Annotated in this window: 25 protein-coding genes; 3 read left to right on the forward strand and 22 right to left on the reverse strand. The window is 67.9% G+C overall.

What is annotated here, in order from left to right; genetic code table 11:
• Window positions 1-92 precede the first annotated feature (92 nt).
• The 17 genes from J8I35_RS15965 to flhD all read right to left on the reverse strand — a co-directional run bounded on the left by J8I35_RS15965 (window position 93) and on the right by flhD (window position 15,911).
• Window positions 93-473, reverse strand: a complete 381-nt coding sequence (locus J8I35_RS15965) for a DUF805 domain-containing protein (protein WP_209926147.1) — start codon at window positions 471-473, stop codon at window positions 93-95.
• A 437-nt stretch (window positions 474-910) separates the two neighbouring features.
• Window positions 911-1,408 carry a VOC family protein gene (locus J8I35_RS15970; RefSeq protein WP_050011820.1) on the reverse strand — a complete coding sequence of 166 codons (498 nt, stop codon included), beginning with the start codon at window positions 1,406-1,408 and terminating at the stop codon, window positions 911-913.
• 165 nt (window positions 1,409-1,573) lie between these two features.
• Window positions 1,574-2,803, reverse strand: coding sequence for a DUF3443 family protein (locus J8I35_RS15975; RefSeq protein WP_124595275.1), 1,230 nt, complete (start codon window positions 2,801-2,803; stop codon window positions 1,574-1,576).
• A 16-nt stretch (window positions 2,804-2,819) separates the two neighbouring features.
• On the reverse strand, window positions 2,820-3,323 hold the full coding sequence (locus J8I35_RS15980) for a DUF2844 domain-containing protein (RefSeq protein WP_050012090.1): 504 nt from the start codon (window positions 3,321-3,323) through the stop codon (window positions 2,820-2,822).
• A gap of 273 nt (window positions 3,324-3,596) precedes the next feature.
• Window positions 3,597-4,328 carry a protein phosphatase CheZ gene (cheZ, locus tag J8I35_RS15985; protein ID WP_069618698.1) on the reverse strand — a complete coding sequence of 244 codons (732 nt, stop codon included), beginning with the start codon at window positions 4,326-4,328 and terminating at the stop codon, window positions 3,597-3,599.
• A 2-nt stretch (window positions 4,329-4,330) separates the two neighbouring features.
• Window positions 4,331-4,726, reverse strand: coding sequence for a chemotaxis response regulator CheY (gene cheY, locus J8I35_RS15990; RefSeq protein WP_006754880.1), 396 nt, complete (start codon window positions 4,724-4,726; stop codon window positions 4,331-4,333).
• A gap of 67 nt (window positions 4,727-4,793) precedes the next feature.
• Complete coding sequence (locus tag J8I35_RS15995) at window positions 4,794-5,885, reverse strand: chemotaxis response regulator protein-glutamate methylesterase (protein ID WP_050011817.1); 1,092 nt, start codon at window positions 5,883-5,885, stop codon at window positions 4,794-4,796.
• Complete coding sequence (cheD, locus tag J8I35_RS16000; RefSeq protein WP_050011816.1) at window positions 5,882-6,619, reverse strand: chemoreceptor glutamine deamidase CheD; 738 nt, start codon at window positions 6,617-6,619, stop codon at window positions 5,882-5,884. The genes J8I35_RS15995 and cheD overlap by 4 nt, the downstream gene beginning before the upstream one ends.
• Window positions 6,616-7,608, reverse strand: a complete 993-nt coding sequence (locus J8I35_RS16005) for a CheR family methyltransferase (RefSeq protein WP_050011815.1) — start codon at window positions 7,606-7,608, stop codon at window positions 6,616-6,618. Before J8I35_RS16005 ends, cheD begins: the two co-directional genes overlap by 4 nt.
• Window positions 7,609-7,611: 3 nt before the next feature.
• Window positions 7,612-9,579 (reverse strand): methyl-accepting chemotaxis protein, encoded by a 1,968-nt coding sequence (locus J8I35_RS16010; protein ID WP_124556827.1) that lies wholly within the window; start codon window positions 9,577-9,579, stop codon window positions 7,612-7,614.
• Between the two features lie 37 nt (window positions 9,580-9,616).
• Complete coding sequence (gene cheW, locus J8I35_RS16015) at window positions 9,617-10,135, reverse strand: chemotaxis protein CheW (RefSeq protein WP_050016005.1); 519 nt, start codon at window positions 10,133-10,135, stop codon at window positions 9,617-9,619.
• Window positions 10,136-10,183: 48 nt separating this feature from the next.
• A complete protein-coding gene (cheA, locus tag J8I35_RS16020; protein WP_209926149.1) occupies window positions 10,184-12,454 on the reverse strand; it encodes a chemotaxis protein CheA in 2,271 nt (756 codons plus the stop codon).
• Between the two features lie 33 nt (window positions 12,455-12,487).
• Window positions 12,488-12,865 carry a response regulator gene (locus J8I35_RS16025; protein WP_050016002.1) on the reverse strand — a complete coding sequence of 126 codons (378 nt, stop codon included), beginning with the start codon at window positions 12,863-12,865 and terminating at the stop codon, window positions 12,488-12,490.
• A 16-nt stretch (window positions 12,866-12,881) separates the two neighbouring features.
• Window positions 12,882-13,901 (reverse strand): flagellar motor protein MotB, encoded by a 1,020-nt coding sequence (gene motB / locus J8I35_RS16030; protein ID WP_050015998.1) that lies wholly within the window; start codon window positions 13,899-13,901, stop codon window positions 12,882-12,884.
• A 13-nt stretch (window positions 13,902-13,914) separates the two neighbouring features.
• The gene (motA, locus tag J8I35_RS16035) at window positions 13,915-14,775 is read right to left on the reverse strand and encodes a flagellar motor stator protein MotA (RefSeq protein WP_050015994.1); all 861 of its coding nucleotides are present in this window, start codon (window positions 14,773-14,775) and stop codon (window positions 13,915-13,917) included.
• Between the two features lie 168 nt (window positions 14,776-14,943).
• On the reverse strand, window positions 14,944-15,498 hold the full coding sequence (gene flhC / locus J8I35_RS16040) for a flagellar transcriptional regulator FlhC (protein WP_050015993.1): 555 nt from the start codon (window positions 15,496-15,498) through the stop codon (window positions 14,944-14,946).
• A 92-nt stretch (window positions 15,499-15,590) separates the two neighbouring features.
• The gene (flhD, locus tag J8I35_RS16045) at window positions 15,591-15,911 is read right to left on the reverse strand and encodes a flagellar transcriptional regulator FlhD (protein ID WP_011350590.1); all 321 of its coding nucleotides are present in this window, start codon (window positions 15,909-15,911) and stop codon (window positions 15,591-15,593) included.
• 666 nt (window positions 15,912-16,577) lie between these two features.
• Between flhD and J8I35_RS16050 the strand changes: the two genes are divergently transcribed.
• Window positions 16,578-17,642, forward strand: coding sequence for a glycosyltransferase family 4 protein (locus tag J8I35_RS16050; protein ID WP_209926151.1), 1,065 nt, complete (start codon window positions 16,578-16,580; stop codon window positions 17,640-17,642).
• A 102-nt stretch (window positions 17,643-17,744) separates the two neighbouring features.
• On the opposite strand, the gene J8I35_RS16055 is transcribed toward J8I35_RS16050, so the two are convergent.
• A complete protein-coding gene (locus tag J8I35_RS16055; RefSeq protein WP_006489320.1) occupies window positions 17,745-18,041 on the reverse strand; it encodes an H-NS histone family protein in 297 nt (98 codons plus the stop codon).
• Window positions 18,042-18,340: 299 nt separating this feature from the next.
• On the opposite strand from J8I35_RS16055, the gene aqpZ reads away from it, so the two are divergent.
• Window positions 18,341-19,081, forward strand: coding sequence for an aquaporin Z (aqpZ, locus tag J8I35_RS16060; RefSeq protein WP_209926152.1), 741 nt, complete (start codon window positions 18,341-18,343; stop codon window positions 19,079-19,081).
• A 131-nt stretch (window positions 19,082-19,212) separates the two neighbouring features.
• Here aqpZ and J8I35_RS16065 read toward each other — a convergent pair whose 3' ends face one another.
• Both J8I35_RS16065 and J8I35_RS16070 read right to left on the reverse strand, forming a co-directional pair.
• The gene (locus J8I35_RS16065; protein ID WP_209926154.1) at window positions 19,213-20,037 is read right to left on the reverse strand and encodes a Cof-type HAD-IIB family hydrolase; all 825 of its coding nucleotides are present in this window, start codon (window positions 20,035-20,037) and stop codon (window positions 19,213-19,215) included.
• A 136-nt stretch (window positions 20,038-20,173) separates the two neighbouring features.
• Window positions 20,174-21,055 carry a BadF/BadG/BcrA/BcrD ATPase family protein gene (locus J8I35_RS16070; protein ID WP_209926156.1) on the reverse strand — a complete coding sequence of 294 codons (882 nt, stop codon included), beginning with the start codon at window positions 21,053-21,055 and terminating at the stop codon, window positions 20,174-20,176.
• A 142-nt stretch (window positions 21,056-21,197) separates the two neighbouring features.
• On the opposite strand from J8I35_RS16070, the gene J8I35_RS16075 reads away from it, so the two are divergent.
• Window positions 21,198-21,800 (forward strand): DNA-3-methyladenine glycosylase I, encoded by a 603-nt coding sequence (locus J8I35_RS16075; protein ID WP_209926158.1) that lies wholly within the window; start codon window positions 21,198-21,200, stop codon window positions 21,798-21,800.
• Between the two features lie 90 nt (window positions 21,801-21,890).
• On the opposite strand, the gene J8I35_RS16080 is transcribed toward J8I35_RS16075, so the two are convergent.
• Both J8I35_RS16080 and rpsU read right to left on the reverse strand, forming a co-directional pair.
• Window positions 21,891-23,132: a PepSY-associated TM helix domain-containing protein gene (locus J8I35_RS16080; protein ID WP_209926159.1), complete on the reverse strand. Its 1,242-nt coding sequence runs from the start codon at window positions 23,130-23,132 to the stop codon at window positions 21,891-21,893.
• A 386-nt stretch (window positions 23,133-23,518) separates the two neighbouring features.
• Window positions 23,519-23,731 carry a 30S ribosomal protein S21 gene (gene rpsU, locus J8I35_RS16085; protein WP_006401410.1) on the reverse strand — a complete coding sequence of 71 codons (213 nt, stop codon included), beginning with the start codon at window positions 23,729-23,731 and terminating at the stop codon, window positions 23,519-23,521.
• Between the last annotated feature and the right edge of the window lie 418 nt (window positions 23,732-24,149).

The raw sequence follows: 24,149 nt of genomic DNA on the forward strand, positions 1-24,149 counted from the left end.
AAGAAGACGGGAGAGAAGCGGGAGAAGCGCGAGAAGCGGGGCAAGCAGGCCCCGACGCAACGGCGTCGCGCGTCGGTCGGGGCAGGCGTCGGTCAGACGGCCGGGATCGGGTCCGCGCCGAAACGGTTCGGGCCTTCGGTGCCGCGCGAGCACATCCACACGAGCAGCAGGATGCCGCCGACGATCGGAATCAGCGCGAGCAGCAAGAACCAGCCCGAGCGGCCCGTATCGTGCAGGCGGCGCACGCTGACCGCGATGCCCGGAATGATCAGCGCGAGCGACACCAGGAAGATCACGCCGAGCAGCAGCAGCGTGATCAGGCCCGCATCGCGGCCGGCCGCGCCGATGATCTGACCGGCGACCGACAGCACGGAGGTCAGCAGCGCGAAATACCAGTATTCGGCACGACGCGCACGGCCTTCGAATGTTGCGTATTTATTCAGTACGGTACGAATGGCTTCGGAAAAATTCATTTTATTACCCTCCTGTTTTATATTGGCACCTCGGAAACAACGCCGGAATTATAAGATCGAAGTTCGGCGGACTCCATCTCTTTTCGCATATGGGGCACGCGCCCATATGGCGCAGGAAAGGCTGCAAGAGCGGATTTCGGCGTGCCCGGCTTGCATGCCGCGTCATTTTAATAATCGTGAAGATCTGACAGAAACGGCAGCCGCGAATAATCCGGCTTTGATTACACCCGAATGAAATCGCACGAATCGATAATCGACCCGAGTGTCCGGCATTCGATTAACCGACCGGCCGGCGATACGCAGGCGCGCCGGTCGCGGCGCCTTTCGGCATCGCCGGTTCCGCCTGAATCGCAGCCTGCGGCGTCGGGACGGGACGTCCGACCATCGCCGGCCCGAACGGCGTGATCGACCGAAGCGACCTAGGGCGTGTTCACGCCCTAGCCGGCCGCCGCCCGCTGCAACGCGCCGAGATCGAGCTTCTTCATCGTCATCACCTGCGCCATCACGCGCTCGGCGCGGGCCGGGTCGCCCGTCATCAGTTCGGCCATCTGCACGGGCACGACCTGCCACGATACGCCGAAGCGGTCGCGCAGCCAGCCGCATTGCTGCGCGCGCGCGTCGCCACCTTCGGACAAGCGCGCCCAGTAATGGTCGATCTCGTCCTGGTCGCGACAGTTGACGACGAACGACACGGCCGGCGTCATCTGGAACACGGGGCCGCCGTTCAGCGCGACGAACGCCTGCCCGTCGAGCTCGAACGCCACGGTCATCACCGCGCCCTCGGCGTTGCCGGACGCATGCGCGCCGGTCTTGCCGTAGCGCGCGACGTGCACGATGCGCGCGTTGTCGAACACCGATACGTAGAAACCGGCCGCCGCCTCGGCGTCGCGGTCGAACCACAGGAACGGCGTGATGCGCTGGATACGCGGGTTCATGCGCTGTCTCCTTCGATGTCGTGCCGGCACCGGTGCCGGTCTTACATCGTAGGCGCTATGCCGGCGCGTGGCAGCGATCCGGTCCGTATTGCACGCACGGCGCGCCGGAATAAAAAAAGGGGGCGATCGCTCGCCCCCCTTGTTCCTGCGTCCGGCGACGCCGCGTCAGAATGCGACGAACGGCTGCGCGCCGCCGCTCGCGGTCTTGTCCATCCCGAAGTAGATCGTCTTGCCGTAGAAGTGCGGCATGCCGATGTCGAGCCAGTTGGACGAGCCGAACGGCCCCGCGATGTCGTTGAACGCGAACGTCGACGCGTTCGAGAACAGCGAATCCGCGTTCGCGACCGGCATCGACACGGTGCCCGACGCGCCGTTCTGGCCGCTCAGCGTGGCCGAATAGGTCGTCGTCGCCGACGGGCAGTAGAACTCCGTATTCCTCGAACAGACCGTCTGCGCCGAATCGTTGAAGAAATACGCGTTCGAGCCCGTATCGAAGAACGCGGTCACGTTGCGCCCCTGGAACGTCGCGCTGACGTCGCCGGTCGTGGTCGACGTCAGCACCGTCTTGCCGCTCAGGTTCGGCAGGCCGAACGTCAGCGTGCCGGTCGCGCTCGCCTGCCCGTTGTTCGAGATGGCCGGCATCTGCACGCTCACGCCGTCGTTGTTCGCGAACCGATGCACCGGGTTGGCCACCTGCTGCGCGAGCGGCACGAGCGTGACGGCGCAGCTCGCGTTGTCGCCGTTCGGGCACGCGTAGTAGTTGTTGCTCGTCGACGTCGACGTCGCGCAGGTCGTGCCGCAGTCGTACGGCGCCGGCCCGATGCCGAGGATCCCGTTCGCGCCGAGCGCGCTCGTCGAGTTGGCCGACGCGCCGCCGTTCGTGCACGAGCTCGGCACGTTCGTCGTGCCGAGGTCGCCGATGATCTGCACGGGCAGCGACGCGGCCTGCTCGGTGCCGATCGACAGGTCGACGGTGCGCACCGAGCCCCACGTGTAGCTCGACACGAACTTGCCGCATTCGGCGACCGGCGCGCCGCCGCTCTTCACCTGCGGCAGGCTGTCGTGCACGCCGGCCACCGCGCTGCCGACGAGCCGCAGCCCGTAGGACGCGGTATCGACGAGCACGTTGTTGACGATCTGGCAGTTCGACGTGCCCGGCACGCAAACCTTCACGCTGATGGTCGGGATGTTGATCACGTTCGCGGCGCCGGCGGCGACCGTGACGACGGCCGTGTTGCCGCTGTTGCCGTCGGAGCCGCTGTTGCCGGTATTGCCGTTGTTGCCCGAACTGCCGCCGCCGTCATCGCCGCCGCCGCAGGCCGTCACGAGCACGGCCGTCGCGGCCAGGAGGCCCAGCACGCCGAACCAGCGCTTGAATGTACGAGTCATGCTCAAGATCGCTCTCCCGCTGTCACTGGATATCGGTGCCGGCCACGCCGGTCGGCAGCGCCGACGGCAGCCATGCCTGGCCGGAGAAGGCGCCCATGTGGCCGCCCGTCCGGATCACGAGGCCGCTCGTCTCGACGGCCACCGGCGCACGCCAGCCGCGCGCCCGGTGCGCCGCCTGGACGCCGGCGGTGTACTGCGGGAAATAGCTGCCGAGCAGCGACGCGAGATCCGGCATCGTCGGCCCGCGCCACGCGAGGCCGAACACGCTGCCGGCGGCCGACGTGTATTCGTGGATGACGGTGCCCGATCCGAGCGTGATCTCGCGGACGGTATAGGCGGCCGTGCTCGTCTGCACGCCGTCCGCCGAGCGCATCGCGCGCTGCAGCGCGCGCACGGTGGCGGCCTGATCGTCCGCCGGCGGCGACATCGGCGCGCCGCCCAGTTCCGCGTGTGCGTGGACGGCCCACAGCACACCCATTGCAGCCGTCGCGTGCGCGACGGTCCAGCCCAAGCGTTTCAGCTTCACGTTCCCCCCCAAGGGACTGGCTTCGGTGCCGACGGCGCCGCCATCGGCCCGCGCCGTCTGCCCACTGATGAATCGTACGAATGACGCTACGTTGCTGCTGACGCGTAGTATGCCTGCGGAGTGTGTCGAAGTGTCAATTCGACGCAGGATCACGCTGCGCCGCGCAGCGGCGCCGGGCGAGGGGAAACGAGGCGGGAACGGGGCATGCGCGCGTCGGCCGGCCCCGCGGAACGGGGCGCCCGGCAATGGGACGCGCGATGCGCACCGGCAGGATCAGAAGCCGAGGCTCGCGAGCAGGTCGTCGACCTGCCCCTGGTCCTGAACGACGTCGGATTTGCCTTCCGGCGCGATCTGCGGGCCGTTCAGCAGCGATTCGGGGCTGCCGGTCGCGCTCATCGCTTCGGCCGCGAATGCCGCCGCGGTGGCCGCGAACTGCTCGCGCCGCTCCGGCGCGATGTTCTCGACGAGCACGGTGAGGAGCTGCTGCTCGATCAGGTAGACCATGTCCATGATCTTCTTGATCACCTGCCCCGTCAGATCCTGGAAATCCTGCGCAAGCATGATCTCGAGCAGTTGTGCGCGGGTCGCCGCCGTCGATTCGGGCAGCGTGCGCAGGAACGCCCGCGTGTCGTCCATCAGCTCGCGCACTTCCGCGTGCTCGATCGGCGCGGCGTACCACTGCGCCCAGCGTGCGTCAAGCGCCTCGGCCTCGTTCTGCACGCGCTCCTGCATCGGCTTCGCGATCTCGATCGCATTCAGCACGCGCACCGCGGCCTGTTCGGTCATCGTCGCGACGTAGCGCAGCCGGTCGCGCGCATCGGGCACGGCTTCCGCCGCGCGCTCGACATGCTTGTCGAGCCCGAGCTCGCGCATCGAATCGCGCAGCGTGCGCGTGACGTGGCCGATGCGCGCGAGGATCCGGTCGCTCGCGTAATCGGCGCCTTCGGCATGGCCGTCGGCATTGACCGCCGCGCCGGCAAGCGCCGCATGGATCGGCTCGTTCACGTTCAGCTCCCGGCCTTGGCCATCTTGTCGATGATCTTGTTCAGCTTCTCGTCGAGCGTCGCGGCCGTGAACGGTTTCACGACGTAGCCGCTCGCGCCGGCCTGCGCGGCCGCGATGATGTTCTCCTTCTTCGACTCGGCCGTGACCATCAGCACCGGCAGATGCGTGAGCGTCGCGTCCGCGCGGATCTCCTTGAGCATCGCGAGACCGTCGAGGTTCGGCATGTTCCAGTCCGAGATCACGAAGTCGAAGCCGCCGCCGCGCAGCCGCGCGAGGCCGGCCGCGCCGTCCTCGGCCTCATCCACGTTCGTGTAGCCCAGTTCCTTGAGCAGGTTGCGGACGATCCGGCGCATCGTCGGGAAATCGTCCACCACCAGGATTTTCATGCTCTTGTCCATCGTCGTTCCTTTCCAGATTCGTTTCCGTCGGGACGCGTATCGTGGCACGCGCCCCGTGACAGTCCATTCACACGCGCTGCACGCGGTCGCCCATCGTCGCCAGGCGCGCCATCACGCGGCGGCTCATGTCGGCGAGCGGCGCGACCTCGTCCGCCCCGCCGAGCGCGATTGCCTCGCGCGGCATCCCGAACACGATGCAGCTCGCCTCGTCCTGCGCGAACGTGTAAGCGCCCGCGCGTTTCATTTCCAGCAGGCCGGCCGCGCCGTCGCGGCCCATCCCGGTGAGGATCACGCCGATCGCGTTCTTGCCCGCATGCGTCGCCGCCGAGCGGAACAGCACGTCGACCGACGGGCGGTGCCGGTTCACCGGCGGCTCGTCCGACAGTTGCGCAATATAGTTCGCGCCGCTTCTCGCGAGCAACAGGTGCGCATGGCCCGGCGCGATGTACGCATGGCCCGGCAGCACGCGTTCGCCGTGCTCGGCTTCCTTCACCGCGATCCGGCACAGGCCGTTCAGCCGCTGCGCGAACGATTTCGTGAAGCCCGGCGGCATGTGCTGCGCGATCAGCACGGCCGGCGCGTCCGGCGGCAGCGGCGTCAGCACTTCGCGGATCGCCTCGGTGCCGCCCGTCGACGCGCCGATGATGATCAGCTTCTCGGTACTGACGAGCGGGTTGTTGATCATCGGCGCGGCCGCGGCGCTGTCCGCCGTGCGCGCGACGGCCTGCGGCTGCGGCGCCTGGCGCACGCGCGCGCGCGACGCCGCGCGGATCTTGTCCGCGAGCTTCTCCGCGTAGTCGAGCATCCCGTCGCGAATCCCGACGCGCGGCTTCGTGACGAAATCCACCGCGCCGAGTTCGAGCGCGCGCAGCGTGATTTCGGAGCCGCGCTCGGTCAGCGACGACACCATCACGACCGGCATCGGCCGCAGGCGCATCAGCTTCTCGAGGAAGTCAAGCCCGTCCATGCGCGGCATTTCGACGTCGAGCGTGAGCACGTCGGGGTTGTGCTGCTTGATGAGCTCGCGCGCGACGAGCGGATCGGGCGCGGTCGCGACCACCGTCATGTCGGGCTGGCTGTTGATGATCTCGGTCATCAGGCTGCGGATCAGCGCCGAATCGTCGACGCACAACACTTTGATCTTCTGCACTGCGGTCATGCCTCCTGCTTTCTTGATAGGGTCGCCGTCCGCGCGGCGGCGGCCGCGGCCGCGCTACCGCCGCCGGCCGGCGCGGCGCCGCGCCCGCCGAACAGCTCGATGCGCGGACGCGCCGGCTGCGGCGCGGCAGGCCGCTTCGCGGCAAACAGCTCGACGTGCGCGCGACGGGCGCGCTCGGCCTCGCGCGCGAGCGCGGCTTCGCGCTCGGTCACGCCCGGCACCTGCAGCCGCAGTTTCTTCACCATCGCGCGCCCGCTGTGCGGCATGAACGCGACCTTGCGCGGATGCACGCCCTGCAGGTCTTCCGCGGTGATGCGGATGCGCTCGAGCGCCAGATAGCGGCGCACGAAATCCGCGTTGCGATCGCCGATGTTGATCGTCGTCATCCCGGCCAGCACGGCCGCGCCGCCGAACACCTTCGCCTCGAAGCGCTCGCGGCGCCCGCCGGCCTTGATCAGCTCGTTGATCAGCACTTCCATCGCATACGCGCCGTAGCGCATCGATTCCGACGCGGCCGCGCCCGGATCGGCGCCGTCGTCCGGCAGCATGAAATGGTTCATCCCGCCGATGCCCGCGTACGGGTCGTGCAGGCACGCGGCGACGCACGAGCCGAGCACGGTCATCAGCACCATGTCCTCGGCGGTCGTGTAGAACTCGTTCGGCAACAGCTTCACGCCGGGGCGCTCGAAGTGGTTGTCGAAGTAGCGATTGGTCGCGATCGGCAGTGCGCTCATCCGCGCTCTCCAAGAGCCGGCGCGCCGCCTGCGGCCCGCGCGCGCGCGGGCGACGGCATCGCGGCCGCCGCGCTCGCCTGCGCGCCGCGCGAGCGCGCACCCTGCTCGGCGTCGCGCGTCAGTTCGTACACCGTCTGCCCGCGCAGCCGGAACGCCTGCGTCACGTACGTGAAGTTCTCCGAATGGCCGGCGAACAGCAGCCCGCCCGGCTTCACGAGCGGCTCGAAGCGCGACAGCACCTGCCCCTGCGTCGGCTTGTCGAAATAGATCATCACGTTGCGGCAGAAGATCGCGTCGAACGGCTTCGCGATCCCGTAGTCCGCATCGGTCAGGTTCAGCTGCTCGAAGCGGATCATCGCGCGCAGCTCGGGGCGCACCTTCACGCGGCCGGCCTGCGCGCCCGTGCCCTTCAGGAAGAAGCGCTTGAGCCGCTCCGGCGACAGGTGCTTGACCTGGTCGTACGTGTAGATGCCGGCTTCGGCCTTCGCGAGCACTTGCGTGTCGAGATCGGTCGCGAGGATCGTCGCGCTGCGCGCGGCCGCGTCGCCGAGCGCCTCGATCAGCGTGATCGCGATCGAGTACGGCTCCTCGCCGGTCGACGCCGCCGAGCACCAGACCGAGACCGGCGCCGGCCGCGATTTCACGAATTCCGCCAGGATCGGGAAATGGTGCGACTCGCGGAAAAACGCGGTCAGGTTGGTGGTCAGCGCGTTGGTGAACGCTTCCCATTCGAGCGGATCGTCTTCCTGCTCGAGCAGGTCGAGGTAGTCGCGGAACGTGTCGAGGCCGCGCGCCCGCAGCCGTCGCGCGAGCCGGCTATAGGCCATGTCGCGCTTGTGCTCGGACAGCGAGATGCCCGCGCGTTGATGGATCAGCGCGCGGATGCGTGCGAAATCCGCACCGGTGAACGCGAAGTCGCGCCCCGGCTCGCCCGCGCGAGGCGAGGCATCCGGTGCATCGGGTCGAAACGGCGCGCGCGCGTGCTGCATGGCTTAGAAGGTCTCCCAGTCGTCGTCGGACGCGCCGGCTGACGCCAGCGCCGGCTTCTCGCCGTTCAGCGCCGGGCGCACGAGCGCGGGCTTCGCGGCCGGCTTGTCCGCCGGCGCGGCCGTCTTCGCGAGACGCGGGCCGTAGCCGCCCGCGGCGGCGGCGCCACGGGCGGCCGGTGCATCCTTTTGCGTCCGCGCGGCGGCCTCGGCCGCACGCGTCGGTTCGGACGCGGCGGCCGCGGCGCCCGACGCAGCCGCACGCGACGCCGGCGCGGCGCGCCGTGCCGCCGGTTGGGCCGCAGCCTGCGGCGCCGGCAGCGCGGCGACCGGCGCATCGTGGCGCGACGCCGACGGCAGCGCCGCCGGTTCGTGCGCGACCGGCCGCGCGACGCTGCGCGCCGGCGCGAGCGCGATGCCGCCCGCGACGCGCCAGCCCGACACGATCGCCTTCATCTGGCGCGTCTGCTCCTCGAGCGACGCGGCCGCGGCCGCCGCCTGCTCGACGAGCGCCGCGTTCTGCTGCGTGACCGCATCCATCTGGCCGACCGCGCGATTGACCTGCTCGATGCCGGTCGACTGCTCGTCGGACGCGGCGCTGATCTCGCCCATGATGTCGGTCACGCGGCGCACGGCCTGCACGATCTCTTCCATCGTCGAGCCGGCGCGCGCGACGAGCGCCGACCCGCTGTCGACCTTCTCGGCCGAATCGCCGATCAGCTGCTTGATTTCCTTCGCGGCGCTCGCGCTGCGCTGCGCGAGCGAGCGCACCTCGCCCGCGACCACCGCGAAGCCGCGGCCCTGCTCGCCGGCCCGCGCCGCTTCGACGGCCGCGTTCAATGCGAGGATGTTGGTCTGGAACGCGATCCCTTCGATCGTGCCGATGATGTCGACGACCTTGCCCGAGCTCGCCGCGATGTCCTGCATCGTCGACACGACCTGGCCGACCACGTCGCCGCCCTGGGTCGCGATGTCCGACGCGTTCACCGCGAGCTGGCTCGCCTGCCGCGCGTTCTCCGCGTTCTGCCGCACGGTGCCCGTCAGTTGCTCCATGCTCGACGCGGTTTCCTGCAGCGACGCGGCCTGCTCCTCGGTGCGCTGCGACAGGTCGATGTTGCCGGTCGCGATCTCGCGCGCGCCGACGTCGATCGATTCGGTGCCGCGATGCACGGCCTGCACCATCGTCGTGACGGCGTCCTGCATCCGCTTGATGCCGCCGAACAGGCGGCCGATCTCGTTCGTGCTGGAGGCGTTCACCGGCTGCGTGAGGTCGCCGCCGGCAATGCGCTCGAAATGCGCGATCGCGTCCTCGATCGGCTGGACGATCAGCCCGCGCAGCACGAAGCGGATCGCGATCACGACGACGAACGCGATCGCGATGCCGGCCGCGATCAGCGCGATCATCATCGAGATCTGCGACTGCGTCTCGGTCTGACGGTCTTGCGCGCGCTTCTGCAGCGCGGCGATCACGGCCGCCGCCGTCTGGTCGAACGCGACGAACATCGGGCTGATCTTCGTGTCCGCGACCGCGTGGTACGCGGCCATGTCGCCCGCGCGCGCCGCGGCGAACTCGGGCTCGACGCCTTCCTTCACGATCGTCGTGTAGCGTGCGGCGAGCTCGTCGAGCAGCGCCTGATCGACCCCGAGCTTCGGCGTCGACTGGAACGCCTGCCAGTTCTGGTTCGACTTCGCATACAGCTCCTGCGCGCGGTCGAGCACCTTCGCCGCGTCGGCCGCATTGCCGCCTTCGGTCAGCGTACGAAAGCGATCGAGCGCGACGCGCGAGCGCAGCAGCTGCGCGGCCGTGTCGTCGAGCGTGTGGATCGCCGGCAGGTCGACGTGCGCGATCTCGTCGAGCGAGCGGCTCGCGTGATCGAGCGCGTAGAGGCCGAGCCCGCCGACCGCGGCGGTCAGGCACACGAGGATGAGTCCGACCGCCGTGAGCGTCGTGCGGATCGACCAGTTATGCAACATTGCAGATTCTCCCGAAATTGCTGCGCGCGCGGCGCGCTTACCCGCCGAGCGTCTCGATCAGCGCCATTTCCCGGCTCGACATCAGCTTCTCGATGTCCATCAGGATCAGCATCCGGCCGTCGACCGTGCCGAGGCCCGTCAGGTACTCGGTCGTCAGCGTCGCGCCGAATTCCGGCGCCGGCATGATCTGGTCGGTCTGCAGCGTCAGCACGTCCGACACGCCGTCGACCACCATCCCGACCACGCGGTTCGACACGTTCAGGATGATCACGACGGTCTGGTGGTCGTACTCGACGCGGCCGAGGTGGAACTTGATCCGCATGTCGACGATCGGCACGATGATCCCGCGCAGGTTGATCACGCCCTTGATGAACTCGGGCGCGTTCGCGATCCGCGTGACGCTGTCGTAGCCGCGGATTTCCTGCACTTTCAGGATGTCGATCCCGTATTCCTCGTCGCCGAGCGTGAAGACGAGAAATTCCTGGCCCGTCGCATCGCCGTGTTCGGCGTCGCGGCGGCTGGTCGCCGCCGCATTCGCCGCGGCCGTATTGATCATTTGGACTTCAGCAGACACGTTTGCCCCCAATCGGTTGAATGGCGAGAGTCAGAAGACGGCGAGCTCGGCGCCGGCTCGGGCGCCGTGCATCGCACGGGTTTCGCGGTTCAGCGCCGCGACGTCGACGATCAGCGCGACGCTGCCGTCGCCGAGGATGGTCGCCGCCGAGATGCCGTGCACCTTGCGGTAGTTGGTTTCGAGGTTCTTCACGACCACCTGCTGCTGGCCGACCAGTTCGTCGATCAGCATCGCGAAACGACGCCCCTCGGTTTCCATGATCGTGACGATCCCCTGCGTCGGGTCGGTGCGCGCGTCGTCGACCGAGAACACCTCGTGCAGCGCGACGAGCGGCAGGTATTCGCCGCGCACGCGCACCACGCGTTCGCCGTTGCCGACCGTGTAGATGTCGTCGTTCGACGGCTGCAGCGACTCCATCACGAAGTTCAGCGGCAGGATGAAGATCTCGCTGCCCACCTTGACCGACATCCCGTCGAGGATCGCGAGCGTGAGCGGCAGCACGATCCGCGTGGTCGTGCCGCGGCCCGCCTGCGACGAGATCTCGACGTGGCCGCCCATCGACTGGATGTTGCGCTTCACGACGTCCATCCCGACGCCGCGGCCCGACACGTCGGTCACCGTCTCGGCGGTCGAAAAGCCCGGCGCGAAGATCAGCTGCCACACTTCGTCGTCGCTGATGTTCTCGGAGATCTGCATGCCCTGCTTCGCGGCCTTCGCGAGAATCCGCTCGCGGTTCAGGCCCGCGCCGTCGTCGCTCACCTCGATCACGATGTTGCCGCCGTGATGCGCGGCCGACAGCACGAGCTGGCCGACCGCATCCTTGCCGGCGGCGACGCGCTTGTCGACGGTTTCGATCCCGTGGTCGAGGCTGTTGCGCACCAGGTGCGTGAGCGGATCGATGATCCGTTCGATCAGGCTCTTGTCGAGTTCGGTCGCCTGGCCGAACGTGACCAGTTCGACCTGCTTGCCGAGCTTGCCGGCGAGGTCGCGCACGAGCCGCGGGAAGCGGCTGAACACGTAGTCCATCGGCATCATGCGGATCGACATCACCGCTTCCTGCAGGTCGCGCGCGTTGCGCTCGAGCTGCGCCATCCCGTTGAACAGGCGGTCGTGCAGCGCCGGATCGAACGCGCTGGCCGTCTCGGCCAGCATCGCCTGCGTGATCACCAGTTCGCCGACGAGGTTGATCAGCTGATCGACCTTCTCGACGCCGACGCGGATCGAGCTGCCTTCGGCGCCGCCTGCCGCCGCGGCGGCCGGGCGCGCGCGCTTGTCGTCGTGATGCGCGGCGGCGGCCGGCGCCGCGTGATCGGCCGGCTGCGGTTGAGCGGGGGGTTGCGACTGCGGCTGCACTGCGGCGGCCGGAGCCGTAGCGGGCGCCGCGGCAGCCGGTTGCGGCGCGGCGGCCTGCGGCGCGAACACCTCGACGCGCGCGGGCTGCGCGGCGGCGGCCGGTTCGGCAGCCACGGTCGCGGCGGCCGGCGCGACGGCCGGCGCCGCCTGGGCAGCCGGCGCCGTGCCGCGCCCGACGCGGATCTGGCTTTCGTCGATCACGAAGCAGCACACCGCGACGATGTCGTCGGACGGCACGTCCGATTCGACCCACAGCGTCAGGTCCGCGCCCACTTCCTCGCGGCCGACGATCCGGCCGAGGTTGCCGAGTTCTTCGGTGAGCAGCGCCTGGTCCTTCGCGTCGACGCCGACCAGCGTGATCTTCAGGTGCGGGCCGTCGGCGCCGGCATCGGCGTCGGCCGCCGGATGCGCGGCCGCGACGGCCTGCTCGACCACATGGTCGGGCGCCCGGTCGTCGCCGACGGCGGGCGCGGCAGCCGGCGCGACGGCGGCGGCAACCGGCGCGGCCGGCGTAGGCGCGGCCGGCGTAGGCGCGGCCGGCGCAGGCGCGCCCGCACCGCTTTCGGCCTTCAGCCGTTCGAGCTTCGCGCAGATCGCCGCGGCGGCGGCCGCGTCCGGCTCGGCGCTCGCGCGGTAGTCGACGAGCTGGTCGGACAGCACGTCCTTGGTTTCCAGGAACGCGTCGACCATCTCCTTGGTCAGCGTCAGCTCATGGTTGCGCGCACGGTCGAGCAGCGATTCGAGGATGTGCGTCGTATCGGTCAGCGCGGAAAAGCCGAACGTCGCCGCGCCGCCCTTGATCGAATGCGCGGCGCGGAAGATCGCCGCCAGATCCTCGGGATCGGGCGCATCGACGTCGAGGTTCAGCAGCAGCTGCTCCATCTGCGCGAGCAGCTCGTCCGCTTCGTCGAAAAAGGTCTGGTAGAACTGAGTGATGTCGAGAGTCATGCCCGGTCACCGGTTGAAATCGTCGCGTTCATGTCAGGAGGCAGCCGGCTCGGACAGCGTGGCGACCAGGTCGACCAGCACGCCCGGGTCGATCGGCTTTTCGATCCAGCCGGTCGCACCCGCGTCGCGTGCGGCGTCCTTGAACGCGTCGCTGCCTTCGGTCGTCAGGATGAGGATCGGCGTGTCCGCGTACGCGGTCAGCTTGCGCAGCGCGGCGATCACCTCGAGCCCGCTCTTGCGCGGCATGTTCTGGTCGGTCAGGACCAGGTCGTACGGCGTCGTCGCCGCCATGTCGAAGCCGGCTTCGCCGTCCGGCGCCACCGTCACGTCGTAGCCGGCCTGCGCCAGCGTGGCCTGCAGCAGCGCACGCATGGTCGCGGAGTCGTCGATGGCGAGAATGGTTCGGATCATGTCTGTCTCGGAAACGTCAGGGTTTCGGCGCCACGGCGACGGCGCTCGCCACGACCGGGCGCGCCGCCGGCGTCGGGCCGCCGAGCTGCTGCGCGAGCAGCTTCGAGCCGGCCGCGTCGGCGGACAGCGTCGTCGTCGTCGCGTCGTCGCGCATCAGCGCTTCTTCGGATTTGCGATTCAGCACGATCACGCTGATCCGGCGGTTTTCCGGATCGAGCGGATCGGCCTTGTTCAGGTTCTGCGTCGACGCGAGGCCCAGCACGCGCAGCACTTTCGCCTCGTCCATGCCGCCGGAGATCAGCTCGCGGCGCGATGCGTTCGCGCGATCGGCCGACAGCTCCCAGTTGCTGTAGCCGCCCTCGCCGCCCGCGTACGGCACGGCGTCGGTGTGGCCCTGGACGATGATCCGGTTCGGCACGTCGTTCAGCGTCTTGCCGATCTCGCGCAGGATGTCGCGCATGTACGGCTCGACGTGGTCGCTCGACATCGCGAACATCGGCCGCTTCTGCGAATCGACGATCTCGATGCGCAGCCCCATCAGCGTCGAATCGATGCGGATCTGCTGCTTGAACTGGCGCAGCGTCGGATTGGCCTCGATCGCGGCCATCAGCTTGATCTGCAGGTCGTGCAGGCGCGTCTGCTCGAGCCGGTCCTGTGCGCCCTCCGCCTGCGACCGCGAATGCTCGTCGCCCGCCTTCGCGAGGCGCTCGGCGAGCGACGTCGTGCCGTCGGTGCGGCGCAGCGTGCCGGCATCCGTGCTCGACAGGTCGCGGCCGCCGCCGTTGATGATGCTGGAATCCTGCGAGCTGCGGTCGCCGCTGCCGAGAATCGCGGCCTTCAGCGGCATGTTGAAATATTCGGCGATCCCCTTCAGCTGCACCGGCGTGACCGAGCTCAGCAGCCACATCAGCAGGAAGAACGCCATCATCGCGGTCATGAAGTCCGCGTACGCGAGCTTCCATGCGCCGCCGTGGTGGCCCTTCTTCGCCGGGGCCACCCGCTTGACGACGATCGCGCGATCCTTGCTCTTGCTCATCGTTCGCTCCGCCTCACTTGGCCTTCACGCGGCGCACGTGCTCTTCGAGCTCGGAGAACGACGGACGCTCGGTCGAGAACAGCACCTTGCGGCCGAACTCGACCGCGATCGCCGGCGCATAGCCGTTCAGCGTCGCGAGGATCGTCACCTTGATGCACTGGAACATCTTGGTCGACTCGGCCACCCGCTGCTCCGCGAGGCTCGCGAGCGGCCCGATCAGCCCGTACGACAGCAGGATCCCGAGGAACGTGCCGACCAGCGCCTGCGCGATCATCGCGCCGAGCACCGCGGGCGGCTTGTCGGCCGACGCCATCGTGTGCACGACGCCCATCACGGCCGCGACGATCCCGAACGCCGGCATCGCGTCGCCGACGCGCATCAGCGCGTGCGCGGGGCCTTCGCCTTCCGTGTGGTGCGTCTCGATCTCCTCGTCCATCAGGCTTTCGATCTCGAACGCGTTCATGTTGCCGCCCACCATCAGGCGCAGGTAGTCGGTCAGGAATTCGACGATGTGGTGATCGGCGAGGATCTTCGGGTATTGCGTGAAGATCGGGCTCTTTTCCGGATCGTCGATGTCGGCCTCGAGCGTCAGCGTGCCCTCCTTGCGTGCCTTCGCGAGCAGCACGTAAAGAAGCGCCATCAGCTCCATATACACGTCCTTCGTGTATTTCGAGCCCTTGAAGAGCGTCGGCAGCACGCGCAGCGTGGCCTTGATGGTCTTGCCGCCGTTGCCGAGGATGAACGCGCCGACGCCGGCGCCCACGATCATCAGGATCTCGATGGGCTGGATCAGCGCGCCCAGATGCCCGCCTGCCAGCGCATAACCGCCGAAGACGGACAACAGCGTCACGAGTGTTCCCACGATAATCAGCACTGCCTGTCCCTCACGAAAGACCGGCGGGAAGACCGCCGTTAAACAGGTTTACGGCAGTCGGCAGGAAAACTTTCGCGGCCGCCCGGCGGCAGCCCGACGGTGTTTACCAGCAATGCGCGGACGATTCGCGCGGCGCGCGGACGTCGCTCGCGGCCCGCCCGGCCGAGCTCAGGCCACGGCGGCGGCCAGTTCGGCGCGCGCGGCGGCGGCCTTGCGGGTCTTGCCGGCACGCGACGGCGGCTGGCACAGGCCGCACACGAAACCTTGATGCGGATCATGCGCATGGGCGACGAAGTGGCCGCCGCAGCGCGTGCACGGCGTCATCTGCAGCATCCCCGAATCGAAGAAGCGCACCAGCGTCCACGCCCGCGTGAGGCTCAGCGCGGCCTCGTCGCCGGACAGGTTCACGTGCTCCAGATACAGCCGGTACGCCTTCACGATCGACTGGATCGGGTCGCAGCGGCCGTGGTCCTGCATGAACCGATACATGTTGTAGAACAGCGACGAGTGGATGTTCGGCTGCCACGTCATGAACCAGTCGGTCGAGAACGGCAGCATCCCCTTCGGCGGCGATACGCCCTTCAGTTCCTTGTACAGCTTGATCAGACGGTCCCGCGACAGGCTCGTCTCCGCCTCCAGCAGCTGCAGCCGGGCGCCCAGTTCGATGAGTTCGATGGCGAGGGTGATTTCCTTCACCTCGATCACGACGCTTTTGCTTGCCATGGTGATAACCGTCCGCTTGACGTTATGCGAATGAATGGCCAATACGCTGCCGGCCGGCGCGGCACGCCGGGACACACGCAAGGCGGGATGGATCAGCGGACGCCTTCGACCTGCTGCCCGGCCATCAGGATGGCCGAGTGGGCGTGCGCGACGACATCGCTGCGGCCCTTGTCGGCGAGCGACGACAGCAGCGCGTGATCATCGAAGCGGAAGCGGCACAGCATCTGGTTCGACGCGGCCAGCTTCACGGTCTGGGCGAGCGTGAGGTTGGCGAGCACGTCGGCGAGTTCCTGGGAAATGCCCATGCGAAACATGCCCATCGCCTTGTCTTCCCGCAGCAGTCGCTGCGCGAGGAGGAGGTACGACAGGTTGACCTCTTTGATCTCACTGAGCATTTCACTGGTAGCGCTCATGATTCCCCCGTTAAAAAGCTGTGCTTTGGCCATTCATGTTATGAAAACGTTTGCTCGATCAGCGCGCACTGGGCGCTCAGTCGGCTCGTTTATAGTCTTACAGGGCGAATTTTGGCCAAACGGGATTTATGTCGGTATCAGCGAAGTGGCGTATGCCATGCAGGATTTGTCTGTAAACCGTGTAGGAATTTTTCCGACAAGGCGAATTGAAAGGAGCCATCGGGAAAACGGGTTGCAACGCGGATTCGGTTGCGAAAGGGTCCGATCGCCGTCGCGCCGGTGGCGTAAGGCTTGCCGGCAGGGCGCCGGCAATCGGATCGGTAAAAATTATAGTGGTTTTTCACGATAGCGCAACAATAGTTACGGCTGTCGCGATTCGCGATTCCGTGCCCTTTTTGTCGGGGTTTTCGCGTATTTCATCGTGTAACAAGCCTTAAGTGTTTGAAAAAACACTCGAACCCCTCAGGGCGATATCGATAATGGACTCCAATGGGCGGCGGCGCGAGCCGTGCCGGCCCGCCCCGCAGCTTGCCGTCCGGCGCTCCGCGCACCCCGCCCAGGGCCCGGCCACGTATCGCGAACCGCGTGCGTCGGCAAGTTCCGCAACCTTGTAAGGGATCCGCATCGGCGCCGTCGCGCGCTCGGATCGACACAGGAGAAACCCCCATGCGAATTGCCCAGATCGCGCCGCTTTACGAAGCCGTTCCGCCGAAACTCTACGGCGGCACCGAGCGAGTCGTGTCCTACCTCACCGAGGCGCTCGTCGAACTCGGCCACGACGTGACGCTGTTCGCCAGCGGCGACTCCGTCACGTCGGCCCGTCTCGAGGCGGCGTGGCCGCGCGCGCTGCGGCTCGACCCGTCGGTCCGCGATTCGATGGCGCCCCACATGCGGCTCCTCGAGCAGGTCGCGCGGGTCGCGCACGAATTCGACGTGCTGCACTTTCACCTCGACTACCTGCCGTTCCCGCTGATGTCGCGCCTCGACACGCCCTACGTGACGACGCTGCACGGCCGTCTCGACCTGCCGGAGTTGCAGCCGGTGTTCGACGCGTTCCCGGATTCGCCGGTCGTGTCGATCTCGAACAACCAGCGCAAGCCGCTGCCGCAGGCCGCGTGGGCCGGCACCGTGTACCACGGGCTGCCCGACACGCTGCTCACGCCGCAGCCGGACGTGAAGCCCGAATACCTCGCGTTCCTCGGCCGGATCTGTCCCGAAAAGCGTGTCGACACCGCGATCCGGATCGCCGCGCAAAGCGGGCTGCCGCTGAAGATCGCCGCGAAGGTCGACAAGGCCGACGCCGACTACTTCAAGGAAGTGATCGAGCCGCTGCTCGGCCAGGCGCATGTCGAATTCATCGGCGAGATCAACGAAGCGCAAAAGCCCGCGTTCCTGTCCGGCGCGAAGGCGCTGCTGTTCCCGATCGACTGGCCGGAGCCGTTCGGCCTGGTGATGATCGAGGCGATGGCCTGCGGCACGCCGGTCGTCGCGTTCAACCGCGGCTCGGTGCCGGAAGTGATCGAGGACGGCGTGACCGGCTTCATCGTCGAGGACGTGCAGGGCGCGGTCGGCGCGCTGCACCGGATCGACAGCCTGTCGCGCACCGCGATCCGCGCGCGTTTCGACACGCGCTTCAGCTCGAAGGCGATGGCGCAGCGCTACGTCGAGAGCTACGAATCGCTTTGCGCGGCCACCAAGCAACCGGCATTGCGCCGGGTCGCGGGCGCCTGACACGGAAATCCGCGCGGAAATCGGCGGTAAATCCGCGCGGAAATCGGCGCGCAAAAACAAAGAGCCGCATCGTCGATGCGGCTCTTTCCATTTGGCTTTCCGTCACTCGATCAGGAAACGATCGCGGTTTTTGCCGACGATCCAATTCGGCGGCTTGCCGCGCCCGCTCCAGGTTGCACCCGACTTCGGATCGCGGTATTTCGGCGGCAGCGGCGCCTTCTTCGGCGGACGCCCGCGCCGCGCTCGCTCCGCGAAGCCCAGATCCTGGGCTGTCAGGCCATATTCGGCAATCATGCGCTGGACATCGGCGATCACCGCCGCCACTTCCTGGCGCCGCACGTCGTCCGCCTGGGCTTGCAGATCGGCGATCTGCGCCTTGAGTTTCGCGTATTGAGACATTTTTCGACTCCCCTTTTCGATGATGCGGCCCCGGCGAATCCAGCCGGGACACCAACATCCGTTACGTCATCCGCACTGCCGCCCTGCCCTTCGAAATTAATGCTGCCATCTTTAACCGAATCGCCTATATCGAGAATGCGGACTTATTCTAATAAAAGGCATTCGCCAGCCATTCAAATTTAACAATCGTTTACCCTCCGGGGCCCGATTCATTTCCTATAATCCAGACCAATTCCCGGTAGCGCAATAAATCCGTTGCGTCGCCCCGGGTCTTCAACCCACCTGGACGAGGTCCTTACATGAATCTTTCTCAGCGTCTCGCTGCAGAGGTATTCGGCACGTTCTGGCTGGTGCTCGGCGGGTGCGGAAGCGCCGTGCTGGCCGCCGCCTTTCCGGGCCTCGGCATCGGCTTCGCCGGCGTCGCACTCGCCTTCGGCCTGACCGTGCTGACGATGGCATTCGCAATCGGCCACATCTCGGGTTGCCACCTGAATCCGGCGGTCAGCGTCGGCCTGACGGTCGCCGGCCGCTTCCCGGCACGCGATCTCGCGCCGTACATCGTCGCGCAGGTCGTCGGCGCGACGCTCGGCGCGTTCGTCCTGTACCTGATCGCAATCGGCAAGCCGGGTTTCGACGTGGTCGGCAGCGGCTTTGCGACGAACGGCTTCGGCGATCGCTCGCCCGGCCACTACTCGCTCGCCGCGGCGTTCATCTGCGAGGTCGTGATGACGGGCTTCTTCCTGTTCGTGATCCTCGGCGCGACCGACAAGCGCGCGCCGGCCGGCTTCGCGCCGATCGCGATCGGGCTGTGCCTGACGCTGATTCACCTGATCTCGATTCCGGTCACCAACACGTCGGTGAACCCGGCGCGCTCGACCGGCCCGGCGCTGTTCGTCGGCGGCGACGCGATCGGCCAGCTCTGGCTGTTCTGGATCGCGCCGCTGATCGGCGCGGCACTCGCCGGGATCATCTATCCGCTGGTCGCCGGGCGTGACGACGCCGTCGGCCTGCTGCCCGCATCCGCTCGCACAAGCGAATAAAACACTACGGGGTCAAGCGAGCAGAGCAGCGAGCCTCACGCTGTCGAAGAACACGAGGCAGGCAATTTCGACGGGCGCCCCTGGCGCCCGTTTTTCATTTCCGCGCACGGAAACGGCGCCGGGGCGGATGCTCAGGACGCGACGACGTCGTCTTCGAGCGAGAACAGCGTGCGCAGGTGGCGGGCGACGCCCGCGTCGAAGTTGTTGCCGATCCGCGGGATGTGCGGCAGCCGCGCCACCAGGTCGGGGTTCGCGTTGTTCATCATGAACGCGTGACCGGCGGTTTCGAGCAGGTCGATGTCGTTCATGTTGTCGCCGAACGCGATGCAGTGGCCGGTATCGATGCCGAGCCGCGCGAGCACCGTGCGCAGCGCGCGCCCCTTCGACACGTTCGCGGTCATCACTTCGAGGCAGTCGGGCAGCGAGTACGTGACGTACAGCGTATCGCCGAACTGCACGCGCATCTGCTCGGCGACGACCGCCAGATCGGCCGGTTCGCCGATATACAGCACCTTCGCGATATCCGCGCCGTCGTGCGCGGCCATGTCGGTCACGTCGTACCGGAAGCCCGAATCCTGGTGGAATTCGAGCAGGTGCGGCGCGTCGCGGTCGATCAGCCAGCCGTCGTTGGTGAACAGGTTGACGATCACGCGGCCGTGCGCGCCGACAACTTCCGGCTGCACGAGGCGGCGCACGATCGCTGCGTCGACGTCCTGCGCGTGGATCCTCGTGTCGTCCGGCGCATGCACCCGCGCGCCGTTCGACGTGATCAGGTACGGCCGGATGCCGAGCACGTCGCGAATGCCGGCGACGTCCGCATAGTGGCGCCCCGTGGCGATCACGAACTGCACGCCGTCGCGGTCGAGCCGGCGCACGGTGTCGATCGTGTACGGGTCCAGCTGGTGGTCGCTGTTCAGCAGCGTACCGTCGAGATCGGTGGCGATGACTTTGTACATGGGACGGGAGAGCGGCGCGCGCGGCACGGAGGAAGCGTCATTCTAACGTCGTGCCCGGCGGCGCGCCGGGCGGTTGCCGGCCACGCGCCGCCCGGGGTGCCGCTGCGGCGCGGCATCCACCCCGCTCGCGCTCCGCTCAGCCGCCCTCCGTCGCCCGTAACGCCTGCAGCGCGAGCCGCAGCGCGCCATGCGCCGAATCGTCGAGCGGCGCGCGCAGCCGGGCGGCGTGCCGCGCCGGCACGGCCGGCGCGAGCGCGTCAGCCAGCCCGCCGCACAGCGCGACCGGCAGCGCCTGCCGAGGATCGAGCGCGTCGATCATCTTGCCGATCTCGTCGCCGGCCTGCGCGATCAGCGCGCTCGCGACCGGATGCGTGCGGTGCGCGAACACGATCGGCGCGAGACGCGCGTAGATTGTCTGGTTCGCGTCGCATGACCACTGGACGAGCGCGTCGCGATCCTGCGCGCCGGTTTCCGCGAGCAGGGCCGTGGCGAACGCGTCGCGCGGCACGCGGCCGTCGAGCGCCTGTTGCGCATAGGCGAGCGCGCGCACGCCGAGCCACGCGCCGCTCGCCTCGTCGCCGGACGGAAAGCCGAAACCGCCCGCGATCCGGCACGCGCCGCCCGCATCGAGCGCCGCCGCGATGCTGCCGGTGCCGAGCGCGACGATGAGCCCCGGCGCGCCGCCATGCGCGCCGACGACGGTCGTATACGCGTCGCTCTCGATCGCGAGCGCGCCGAGCGGCGCCTGCGCGCGGAATGCGGCGAGCCACGCCGCGTTGTTGACGCCCGCGAGCCCGCAGCCAAGCGCGCACTGCGACCAGTCGAACGCGAGACCGGCGTGCGTAAACGCGTCCGCGCACGCCGCGCCGATCGACGCCCATGCGCGCTCGATGCCGAGACCGAGCCCCGACGGGCCGCCGCGCCCCTGCGCGAGCTCGCGCCCGTGCCGGTCGGCCAGCACCGCGCGCGTGCCCGTGCCGCCGCCGTCGATGCCGATCGCAAAAAGTAATGCCGCCATGCCTTCATCCCGCTGATTCGAACAGGCGCCAAGCTTAACCGGATCGGCGCCGCGCGCCCATCTGCCGTTCGGCCGGCTATCCCGCCAAAAGGGCTTCCGCTATGCTGGCGCGATCGAATCGATACTGAAAACGAGGCAGACGATGTCGCAGCGGTGCAACTGGGTGAAGACGGAAGCGGACGCTCACTACCACGATACCGAGTGGGGCGTGCCGTCGCACGACGATCGCCACCTGTTCGAAATGCTGATCCTGGAAGGCGCGCAGGCCGGGCTGTCGTGGTCGACGATCCTGAACAAGCGCGCGGGCTATCGCGAAGCGTTCGCCGATTTCGACGTCGATGCCGTCGCGCGCTTCACGCCCAAGCGCATCGAGAAATTGCTGGAGAACCCGGGCATCGTGCGCAACCGCGCGAAGGTCGAATCGGCGGTGACCAACGCGCGCGCGGTGCAGCGCATTCGCGAAGAGCATGGGTCGCTCGCCGCGTTCCTGTGGTCGTTCGTCGGCGACACGCCGATCCAGAATGCGTGGCAGTCGTACCGCGACGCGCCCGCATCGACCGGGCAGTCCGACGCGCTCAGCAAGGCGTTGAAGGCGTACGGTTGCAAGTTCGTCGGCTCGACGATCTGCTATGCGCTGATGCAGGCAACCGGCATGGTCAACGATCACGAAGCCGGCTGCCGGTGCCACGCGCAGTGCGCGGCGCTCGGCGGCAAGCAGCCGGCACGTCGGCGCAAGGCGAGCTGACGGCGCAGGCGCAAACGTGGCGCCGGCGCTGCCCCGCGGCGGGTGCGCCGTCCGCGTGCTGCTTGCTGGTTGCCGCTTGCCGCCTAACCCTTACCGCGCGGCGCGCGACGACGACGTCGCCGGCACGACCGGCCGCGCGCTCCGCGCGGCCCGCGCGCGTGCGCTGCGCTTCTTCACCCAGATGCAGACGCCCGTCACGCTCAGCATCGCGATCACGATGCCGAGCACGCTCACGACCGCCCGTCCGGCGACCCCGGCGATCCGCCCCGAGTGCAGCGGAAACTGCGCCTGCATGAACAGGTCGCCGGCCGAACCGCGGCCCGGCACCTGCGCCGCGATGGGCTTGCCGGTCACCGCATTCCAGTACAGCCACGCATTGCCGAGCCCGACGTCGCCATGGTCGTTGCCCGGCGTGAAGAACCCGACCGCATAGGCATTCATCGCCGGCGCGAACAGCAGCGCGCCCGGCGGCGCGGCGAAACCCGCGTCGCGGCCGGCCGAGCGTGCGATCTCGACGATCCGTTCGCGCGGCAGCGCCTGGCTGCCCGGCCGGGCCGGCGGGAAATGTTCGGGATTCGTATACGGCGTTTCGGCGAGCGGCGAAACCAGCGACACCAGCGGGCGTACGACCGGAACGGCGAGGTTCATCGAGATCGACGTGACCGCGACGACGAGCAGCAGCCCCCACACCCACACGCCGCCCGAGCGGTGCAGGTCGAACACGAGCGGGTAGCCGCCGCGCCGCACGCGGAACGCGAACGACTTGCGCCAGCTTTTCAGGTTCGGAAACGCGAGCACGAGCGCGATCAGGCTGTCGATCGCCCACACGATGCCGACGACGCCCATCACCCAGAACCCGAAATTGATCCCGCCGTACACGGGCAGGAACAGCGAGTAGTGCAGCCGGTAGATGAACGGCATCAGGTCGAGCCGTGCGAGCGACAGTGCGCCCCATTCGCGGCGGCCCTGCACCGCGCCGGTCGCGGGATCGACGGCGATCTGGCTGAAACCGAGTGGGTACGGCCGGCCGGTCGCCGGATCGGTACGCGGCATCACGCCCGCCTGCAGCGTGTGTCCCGGTTCGACCGCGAGCGGCAGATAGGTCACCTGCACGCGCGGATCGGCGGCCTCGATGCGCGCCGCGAGTTCGAGCGGCGCAAGCGGCGCCGCGCCGCTGCGCGCGGTATAGAAATCCGGGTTCAGCGCCGCGTCGAGCTCATGGTCCCACGCAATCAGCGCGCCGGTGAGCCCCGCGACGAACAGGAACAGCGCGATGGCGAGCCCGAACCAGCGGTGCAGGCGCACGAGAAACGGTCGCAGGAACGCATTCATCGCGTGCGCAGCGAAAGTAAAGCGGGCCGGCACGCGCGGCGGCCCCGATTCGACGGGATGCAGTCCATTGGATGTCGGGCGCCGCGCGGCGATCGTCCGGCCCGATCATGCGAGGCCGGATGCCGTTGTACGCGGCATGGAATTGTTGCGCGGTCGGCGGGTGTTGATACGATCCGCGACATTCTATACCAATGAGAATGATTCTTACTTGCGTTTTTACGCAAGCCCGGGCGCGCGTGCGGGAGCGCGACAGCCGGCTGCCGGACAGTCGGCGGAAACCGACCCACGGCAACGATCCCGGGGTTTCCCGGCCCGCAAAAGCAAAACGGCGGAGCGGCCTCTTTCGAGGCACACTCCGCCGTTTCGCGACGAACCGTCAGATGCTCTTAGTGGAGCTTCTTCGGCAGCATCTGGCTGCGCAGGCGCTTGTGCAGGCGCTTGACGGCTGCTGCCTTCTTGCGCTTGCGGACTGCGGTCGGCTTTTCGTAAGACTGGCGCTCACGCAGTTCAGCGATCAGGCCATTTTTTTCGATAGCGCGACGAAAGCGGCGAATCGCCACTTCGAACGGCTCGTTTTCTTTCAGAAGAATCGTCGTCATGTCGTTCCTAAATTGCTTAAACGGTCAAAAACGTAGCGGCCAAGCGCCACGCACCGGCCATCCGAGCGTCCCCACAACAGGCGAAACGAGCGGAAATACGGCCTCGGAGGCCGGAAAAGAGAGGCGGAAAGCACCGCGAGTACGCTTCACAACCGCGTGCAGCGCCGCGTTTGACTGCCAGCAGACATGCCGAAACCGGCAAAGGCGTGACAGAAAATCTCAATTCAGCCCGCCATGATAGCAGGGAATCACAGACAAAACCACCCTTTTGTCGGTCGCGGGCAAACGTTCCGCCCAACCGCGCGATTCTCGCGCCACGGCCGCCACGCCGCCCGCCATGCTCCATGCGCCTTCCCGGCGAAACCGATCCTTCGGTCCCGAATTTCCTCAAACATCCCGCTAAAGTTTTCGCCGGGTG

This window comes from Burkholderia sp. CpTa8-5 (assembly GCF_017815045.1).
Lineage (GTDB): Bacteria > Pseudomonadota > Gammaproteobacteria > Burkholderiales > Burkholderiaceae > Burkholderia > Burkholderia sola.